The organism is Rhizobium sp. PEPV16, assembly GCF_008919455.1.
Lineage (GTDB): Bacteria > Pseudomonadota > Alphaproteobacteria > Rhizobiales > Rhizobiaceae > Rhizobium > Rhizobium leguminosarum_Q.
This window is the reverse complement of record NZ_VSZV01000162.1, coordinates 1-8,339: the sequence shown is the minus strand read 5'-3', so window position 1 is coordinate 8,339 and position 8,339 is coordinate 1. Positions and strand designations below refer to the sequence as shown.

Annotated in this window: 8 protein-coding genes; 7 read left to right on the top strand and 1 reads right to left on the bottom strand. The window is 63.4% G+C overall.

Annotated features, from left to right (window positions below; translation table 11 throughout):
• Nucleotides 1-459: 459 nt before the first annotated feature.
• A complete protein-coding gene (locus FY112_RS03500) occupies nt 460-1,359 on the bottom strand; it encodes an AraC family transcriptional regulator (RefSeq protein ID WP_151517709.1) in 900 nt (299 codons plus the stop codon).
• A 238-nt stretch (nt 1,360-1,597) separates the two neighbouring features.
• Here FY112_RS03500 and FY112_RS03495 point away from each other — a divergent pair, with 238 nt between their 5' ends.
• The 7 genes from FY112_RS03495 to FY112_RS03465 form a co-directional block, all read left to right on the top strand.
• A complete protein-coding gene (locus tag FY112_RS03495) occupies nt 1,598-3,061 on the top strand; it encodes an aldehyde dehydrogenase (protein WP_151517708.1) in 1,464 nt (487 codons plus the stop codon).
• A gap of 68 nt (nt 3,062-3,129) precedes the next feature.
• On the top strand, nt 3,130-4,449 hold the full coding sequence (locus tag FY112_RS03490) for an ABC transporter substrate-binding protein (protein WP_151517707.1): 1,320 nt from the start codon (nt 3,130-3,132) through the stop codon (nt 4,447-4,449).
• A 6-nt stretch (nt 4,450-4,455) separates the two neighbouring features.
• Entirely contained in the window at nt 4,456-5,211 is a 756-nt protein-coding gene (locus tag FY112_RS03485; RefSeq protein WP_181018139.1) for an ABC transporter ATP-binding protein, read from the top strand.
• Nucleotides 5,208-5,936, top strand: coding sequence for an ABC transporter ATP-binding protein (locus FY112_RS03480; protein ID WP_151517706.1), 729 nt, complete (start codon nt 5,208-5,210; stop codon nt 5,934-5,936). Before FY112_RS03485 ends, FY112_RS03480 begins: the two co-directional genes overlap by 4 nt.
• Nucleotides 5,933-6,847, top strand: a complete 915-nt coding sequence (locus FY112_RS03475; RefSeq protein WP_151517705.1) for a branched-chain amino acid ABC transporter permease — start codon at nt 5,933-5,935, stop codon at nt 6,845-6,847. Before FY112_RS03480 ends, FY112_RS03475 begins: the two co-directional genes overlap by 4 nt.
• Nucleotides 6,844-7,881: a branched-chain amino acid ABC transporter permease gene (locus tag FY112_RS03470; RefSeq protein WP_151517704.1), complete on the top strand. Its 1,038-nt coding sequence runs from the start codon at nt 6,844-6,846 to the stop codon at nt 7,879-7,881. The genes FY112_RS03475 and FY112_RS03470 overlap by 4 nt, the downstream gene beginning before the upstream one ends.
• Nucleotides 7,882-7,921: 40 nt before the next feature.
• Nucleotides 7,922-8,339 (top strand): SDR family NAD(P)-dependent oxidoreductase (locus FY112_RS03465; protein ID WP_151517703.1); only part of this gene is annotated, 418 nt, incomplete at its 3' end.

Below are 8,339 nucleotides of genomic sequence, written 5' to 3'. Positions count from 1 at the left end.
CAATCTTAATGAAGAGCAATCAGCGCAACCCTTGTTAGCAATTTGATTGTAAACAAAACAACCGTTGCCTCCAAGATGAGGGTTCGTTCAGATTGAAAGCTGGTAAATGCCCGATTACAAACCGGCGAGATCGATCCCAGGTGGAGGAGGATTTTGAAATCGATCCTTGCCGGAGGCGTGATGAGCGCAGGAGATGACACTTTAGGCCCAGCCGCCAGATCGAGACGCGATGGATAATTTGCTTCTATTTCTTGGACAGCTTTTGAGCGACGCGTTATCGGGCCGCCTCTCCAAGTCGAAGTTTATGCGATGGGTAGAGCGCGCTGTGATCGCAATCTTGGTGACGCTCGTCGCACTCGTGTTGTTCAGCATGCACTTGAAATGATGTCCGCTCCCGGCGCAAAGCTGGCGTGATGCTTCGACAGACCGCAAATTCTCGCTTTGATCGATGCCCTCAGCCTAAGGCCAATCCGCATAGCCCGAGGACAGCATGCTGTTTTCCGAGCCGGCCGAAGCGCGGGCGATCTCGCGGTAGCCGGCGGGGGAAAGGCCGGTCTTGCGCTTGAAGAAATGGCTGAAATAGGTCGGGTCGCGAAAGCCGAGGCTGTCGGAGATCTCCTGGATATTGCGGGCCGAGCGCTCCAATCTGAGCTTTGCCTCCTGCACCACGCGCTCGTGCAGAAGCTGGATCGGTGAGCGGCCGAGCGCCCTTTGGCAGGTGGAATGCAGCCGGTCGGCCGTGACGCCCAGTTCCGCGGCATAGTCGCTGATCGGCCGGTGCTGGCGGAAACCGGCCTCGACGAGTTGGCGATATCTCTGCAGGATTGATCCCACTTCGCCCTGCCCGCGCTGCTCGCTTCTCTCGCCATCGGAGCCGCGCCACAGCGCCATCAGGATGAGCCTGATATAGGCGGATGCAACCATCCAGGAGGAGCGGGAGGGATCGCCCAGTTCCCGCACGAAGCCTGATATCAGCGGGCTGATTTCGGCCACTGCCGAGGGATCCAGTGCCTCGACCAGCTTGCGCTGTTCGGTGAAGATGCGCAGCGAATAGGATTCCACCTTGTCGCCGATCGCATCGACCATGATCTGCGGCGAAGCCCCGACCAGATGAGCCGCGGTTCCGGCTGATATCGACAGGTCGCATCGCGCCTGCGGCGGCAGGAAGGCAAGCAGCGGTCCGTGCAGCGGCCGATGTTCGCCATTGTCGAAATGAAGCTCCCCACTCCCCTCGCCGAGCAGAAGAAAATGGTGGAAATCGGCGTACAGCCCTTTTTGAAAACGGATACGCCGGTGCGACAGCGACGGCCCGTGCCACTCGCCCCTGGCATAGCGATGAATCCCCCCGTCCGTTGCCAACGCTTCTCCTCCATCCCTCAGGTCAAACAATGCTGATATCACCGGATAATTACAATATTAACCCAATAAATCGCATTCCATCCGCGCCAGATCGGCGTAACCTTCTCTCCATCAGCCTTTGGGAGGAGGCACTTCAACAGATGCAGGAACGGTCAGGCGGCCCTCGTGGCGCCGCGTCCGCTCATTTTCTCCCATGGCAACAGTGCGAGCGTCGTCACGCGGAAACAACGCGTGGGGAATGGGTGGAACGGTGTTTTCGGCAAAGCTGATGATCAACAACGAGGCGATGGATGCTTCCGAAGGGGCCACCTTCGAACGCATCGATCCGTTGACCGGCGACGTCGCAACGATCGCCTCGGCAGGATCCGTTGCCGACATGACAAGGGCAGCCAATGCGGCCGCGGCCGCTTTTCCGGACTGGTCGCAGACCGGCCCGGGCGAACGGCGCAGACTTCTGAATGCCGCAGCCGACATCCTGGAGGCCCGCACATCCGAACTCGTTGCCGCCATGACCGGCGAAACCGGCGCCACCGCGCAATGGGCGGCGATCAATTGCCGGCTCGGCGCGGATATTCTCCGAGAGGCCGCGGCGATGACCACGCAAATATCCGGCGAGCTCATTCCTTCCGGCATTCCCGGAAGCCTTGCCATGGCGGTCCGTCAGCCGGCAGGCGTCTGCGTCGGCATTGCCCCTTGGAATGCACCTATTATCCTCGGCACCCGCGCCGTTGCCATGCCGCTTGCCTGCGGCAACACCGTCATCCTGAAGGCATCCGAACTCTGCCCGAAGACCCATGGCCTGATCGGCGACATCCTGTGTGACGCCGGCTTTCCGCGCGGCGTCGTCAATGTCGTTTCCAATGCGCCGAGCGATGCCGCCGCTGTCGTCGATGCGCTGATCGCCCATCCCGCGGTGCGCCGCATCAACTTCACCGGCTCCACCCGTGTCGGCAGGATCATTGCCGAATCCGCGGCAAGGCATCTCAAGCGCTGCCTGCTCGAACTCGGCGGGAAGGCGCCGTTCATCGTCCTTGCCGATGCCGATATCGACGAGGCCGTGCGCGCTGCCGCCTTCGGCGCCTTCATGAACCAGGGCCAGATCTGCATGTCGACCGAGCGGATCATCCTGATGGACGAGATCGCCGACGGTTTCGTCGGCAAGTTCCGGACGAAAGCCGCAACCCTCGTTGCCGGCAATCCCAGGGACGGCAACACGCCGCTCGGCACGCTGATCAACACTGAGGCCATCAGGCGTGTCCGATCGCTCGTCGAGGATGCCCTGCAAAAGGGCGCGGTCCTCGTCTGCGGCGGCCAGGCCAACGGCACGCTGATGGACGCGACCGTCATCGATCACGTGACGCCTGCCATGCGCCTCTACCGCGAGGAGAGCTTTGGACCGGTCGCGGCGATCGTCCGGGTCGGCAGCGTCGACGAGGCCGTGACGGTTGCCAACGACAACGAATACGGGCTGTCGGCCGCCGTCTTCAGCGCCGACGTCAATGCAGCACTTGCCGTCGCCATGCGGCTCGAATCCGGCATCTGCCACATCAACGAGGCGACTGTTTCCGACGAGCCGCAAATGCCGTTCGGCGGCGTCAAATCAAGCGGCTACGGCCGCTTCGGCGGCAAGGCCGCGATCGATGAATTCACCGAGCTTAGATGGATCACCATGGCCTCGGGAAAACGGCACTACCCGATCTGAATTGAGATCGGCCGAAATGATCACTGGGAACGGGCTGGGAGGCCCGATCAAGAGGGAGGAATGATTTCATGAACGGCATTTTCCGCAGCCGAAAAATCAACGCGGCATCGCTGAGCCGCCGCTCTTTCATCGCATCGACCGTGGCGGGTGGTGCGGCGCTGGCGCTTTCCGGCCGCACGGCCTTCGCTCAAAGCGGCGATACGCTGAAGGTCGGCTTCATCAGCCCGCGCACCGGCCCTCTCGGCGGCTTCGGCGAAACGGACGGCTATGTGCTGGAACTGGCGCGCAAGGCGCTGGCGAACGGCCTGCAGGCGGGCGGCAAGACATGGAAGGTTGAGATTCTCGACCAGGACACCCAGTCCGATCCGTCGCGCGCCGGCCAGCTGGCGAAGGATCTCATCAACAACCAGGCGATCGACCTGATGCTCGCCGTCTCGACGCCCGAAACCATCAATCCGGTGGCCGACGCCTGCGAAGCATCAGGCATTCCCTGCCTCTCGACGGTCATGCCCTGGGAAGCCTGGTATTTCGGCCGCGGCGCCAAGCCGGGCGCGCCCTCGCCGTTCAAGTGGACCTATCATTTCGGCTTCGGCGTCGAAGAGTTCCACAAGGCCTATGTTTCGCAGTGGAACCTGATCGAGACCAACAAGAAGGTCGGCGTCATGTATCCCAACGACGCCGACGGCAATGCGATCCGCACCCATCTGGCGCCGGCGCTTTCCAAGGCCGGCTTCACCATCGTCGATCCCGGAGCCTACGAAACCGGAACCACCGACTTTACCGCGCAGATCGCTCTCTTCAGGCAGGAAGGCGTGGAGATCTTCAACTCGTTCCCGATACCGCCCGACTTCGCCGCCTTCTGGCGTCAGGCCGCACAGCAGGGCCTCACCCAGCAGATCAAGATCTGCCAGATCGCCAAGACGGGCCTGTTTCCCTCCGACATCGAGGCGCTCGGCGACCTCGGCCTAAACATCGGCAGCGCCGCCTACTGGCACAAGGCCTTCCCCTACAAATCCACGCTGACGGGCGTCTCCGGAACCGAACTTGCCGACGGCTATGAAACGGCAAGCGGCAAGCAGTGGACGCAGCAGCTCGGCGCCAGCCTTGCGCTTCTCGACGCCGGCTTCGATGCGCTGAAGGCCAGCACCGACGTCAAGAGCAAAGAGGCCGTCGCCAAAGCGATCGGCACGCTGAAGACCACCACGATCGCCGGCAAGGTCGACTTCACCAGTGGCCCCGTCGCCAACGTCTCTCCCGGACCGATCATCGGCACGCAATGGGTGAAAGCGCCGGAGGGCTCGAAATTCGCGCTCGACTATGTCGTCACCGAAAACGCCACCGACCCGAATGTCCCGGTCGGCGCCAAGCTCACCGCCTATAACGGATAACGAACAGTGCTGCAGCGGGAAGCTCAAAGACGGCCGGGGGGAGCCTTTCTCTCGGCCAAGGGGATCCACAAGCGGTTCGGCGCGCTGGTGGTGCTGGAGAATCTGGATTTTTCCATGGGCGATGGCGAGGCGGTCGGCATTGTCGGGCCGAACGGCGCGGGCAAGACGACCCTGCTCAGCGTGCTCGCCGGCGCCTTCCCGCCGAATGAGGGAAGCATCACCTTCGACGGCGTCGACGTCACGCGCCAGACGGCGGCTGAACGCTGCCGCTCCGGGCTCGTCCGGACCCATCAGATCCCCAAACCCTTCGGCGGCATGACCACCTTCGAAAATGTCTTCGTCGCCGCATCGCACGGCAATGCCGCAAGCCGCGACGAGGCCTATGGGCGCGTGGTGGATTCGCTTTCGCTCTGCGGCATGCTTGGCGTCGCCAACCGCCCCGCCGACACGCTTGGTCTGCTGGATCGCAAACGCCTGGAGCTTGCCCGTGCGCTTGCCACGCAGCCGAGGCTATTGCTGCTCGACGAGATCGGCGGCGGCCTGACCGATGGCGAGGCGAGCGAACTGGTGGAAACCATCCTCGAACTGCGCCGCCGCGGCATCGGCATCGTCTGGATCGAGCATATCGTCCATATCCTCCTGCAGGTGGCGGAGCGGCTGATCTGCATGGACGCCGGCAGGATCATCGCCGATGGCGAACCGAAAATGGTCATGAGCGATGCGGAGGTGGTCAAGGCCTATCTCGGAGGGACACCCGCATGAGCCTTCTCTCCATCCGCGACCTCGACGTCCGCCACGGCCTGCTCCAGGCGGTGCGCGGCCTCAGTTTCGATCTTGCCAGGGGCGAGGTGCTGGCGCTGGTCGGCGCAAATGGCGCCGGCAAGACGACGCTGCTTAGATCGATCGCCGGCGCTCATCTGCCATCCTCCGGCCGCGTCCTCCTCAACGATGAAGATCTGGCTGCCGTGCCGTCCCACAAGCGGATCGCCAAGGGCATCGCCCTGGTACCGGAAGGCCGGCGCCTGTTCTCGCAGATGACGGTGGAAGAGAACCTGCTTCTCGGAAAGAGCTCCGGCCGCAAGGGCGAGTGGAGTATCGACCGCGTCCTCGACGCCTTTCCGAACCTGAAACCCCGCCGTCACGCCAAGACAGGACACCTCTCGGGTGGGGAACAGCAGGCGACCGCCATCGGCCGGGCGCTGATGAGCAATCCCGATATTCTTCTCCTAGACGAGGTCTCGCTCGGACTTTCGCCTCTGGTCGTCGATCGCGTCTATGCCCAGCTGCAGGCGCTGCTCACCTCGAGAACGACCATCGTGCTCGTCGAGCAGGATCTCGCCCGCGCCATGAGCGTGGCAAGCCGTGTCATCTGCATGCTGGAAGGACGCATCGTCCTCGACCGGCCGGCGGCGGCCGTCACGCGCGAGCACGTCACTCAAGCCTATTTCGGATTGCACCGGACATCAGGCGAAAGGAGCGCATCGTGATCAACACCCTGCTCCAGGGCATTCTGCTCGGCGGCTACTACGCCGTTATCGCCTGCGGCCTGTCCTTCATGTTCTCGGTCATGCGGATCATCAATCTCGCGCATGGCAGCCTGGCGGTCGCAGCCGCTTACGGGTTGTGGCTGCTCGCCGCCAAAGCCGGCATTCCGCCCTTCGCCGGCCTGCTGATCGTGCTGCCCATCATGGCGGCGGCCGGCTGGCTGTTGCAGCGCTTCATTCTGGAACGCAGCGCCCGCGGCGGCACGCTCCTGCCGATCTTGACGACCTTCGGCCTGTCGATCGTCATCGACAACCTGCTGTTCGAGCAGTTCGGCGCCGACACCCGCTCGCTCGCGCCGTTCATCGGCAACCTGTCCTATGCATCCTGGCAGCTGCCGGGCCACATCTACGTCGGCAAGCTTGCGGTCATGATGATGGTGACGGCAGTCCTTATTCTCGGCGGGCTGCAGTTCTTCCTGAGCCGCTTTGCGCTTGGTCGCGCGATCCGCGCCACGGCGGAAGATCCCGATACGGCGGGGCTGGTCGGCATCGACGCCCGCAGGGTAAACGCCGTCGCCACCGCGATCACCATGGTCACGGTCGGGATCGCCGGGGCTTTTCTCGGGATGCGGGCAACCTTCAGCGCCTATTCCGGCGGCCCGCAGCTCCTCTTCGCCTTCGAGGCGGCCGTCATCGGCGGAGCGGGATCGTTATGGGGCACGCTTGCCGGCGGCATCGTTCTCGGCCTTGCCCAATCGCTCGGCGCCCAATTGCATCCACAAGGCTTCCTGATCGGCGGCCATGTCGTGTTCCTGCTGGTGCTTTTCGTTCGGCTGTTCCGCTTCGGCATGCCGGTTCTCGACAAATTCGGCGCCTCTCTCAAACTGCGCACCCGTCTCCGGAGCCCGACATGAGCCCCAACGCGACCCTTGCCTCGAACGGAATATCGATAGAGCGCTGGACGAAGTCGTCGCGGGTGGCGCTTGGCTGCATGGCCGCGGTGCTCGTCCTGCTGATGTTTGCCCCAGCCGTGCTCGGCGCCGGCGCGATCGACCGGATGACCGCCCTGTTCATCTACGTGATCCTTGCCGCCATGTGGAATGCGCTTGCCGGTTTCGGTGGGCTCGTTTCGGTCGGCCAGCAGGTGTTTTTCGGCCTCGGCGCCTATTTCACCATCCGCCTGGCGGATGCGGGGCTCAATCCCTTCGTCTCGCTCTTTGCCGCCGCGATCGTGACCGGCGCGCTGTCAATCCCGCTGTCGCTGTTCATGCTGCGCCTGAAGGGCGGCGAGTTCGCGATCGGCATGTGGGTGATAGCAGAACTCGCCCACCTGCTCGTCAACCTCGACCGGCTGATCCAGGGGGAAACGGGAACCTCGCTGATCTCACTCAACGTCTATGACGGCGCGACGCGGCGGGCGACGATCTACTGGCTCGCCTTGACGGCCATGGCCGCCCTGCTCGGTGCTCTCTTTATCCTGATGCGCAGCCGCGCCGGTGCGGCCATGCAGGCGATCCGCGACAATGAGGAGGCGGCAACCTCGCTCGGCGTGCGCGTGATCGCAACCAAGAGGCTGCTCTTTGTGCTCGCCGCCTTCGGCATCGCGGTCGCCGGAGGCCTGTGGCTGGCGACCGCCACGACCTTCCAGCCGAAGACCTATTTCAGCGTCCAATGGACGGCCTACATGATCTTCATGGTGCTGGTCGGCGGGATCGGCAAGTTCGAAGGCGCGATCCTCGGCGCCATCCTGTTCTTCGTGATCGAGACCGTCTTCGGCGCAGCCGGCGTCTGGTACCTGATCGGCCTCGGCGCCACGGCCTTGATATTCTCGCTCTACCTGCCGCGCGGCCTTTGGGGCGAAATCGAGCGCCGCTTCGATTTTCAACTTCTGCCGGTCGGCTATCGGCTGAAATTGCCCGGTCCGCATAAAATCAAATGGGAAGAATGAGCCGGCTTATTTCCCGACTCTCTTGTGAAAGGTGACGCTCATGCTTTTTGGTAAAACGATCCTGGTGACCGGCGTCGCATCCGGCATCGGCGCCCGCACGGCGGAACTGGCCGGGCAGATGGGTGCCGAGGTCATCGGCGTCGATGTGCGCGAGCCTGCCAGTGGAGGTGCCGCCTTCATCAAGGGCGATCTGTCCACGGCATCAGGCGTTGCCGAGATCGTCGCGCAGCTTCCGGTGCGCCTCGACGCGCTCGCCAATGTCGCCGGCCTTTCCGGCAGCACCGGCGTCGTCTCGACACTCGCCGTGAATTTCTACGGGCTTCGCGCCCTGTCGGAAGCCGTGGCGCCTCGCCTGCGCGAAGGCGGCGCCATCATCAATGTCGCCTCGATCGCCGGCTATGGCTGGCGCGCCAACCTCGAGCGGGCAAAGTCGCTGACATCAATCGAAGGCTTTCCCG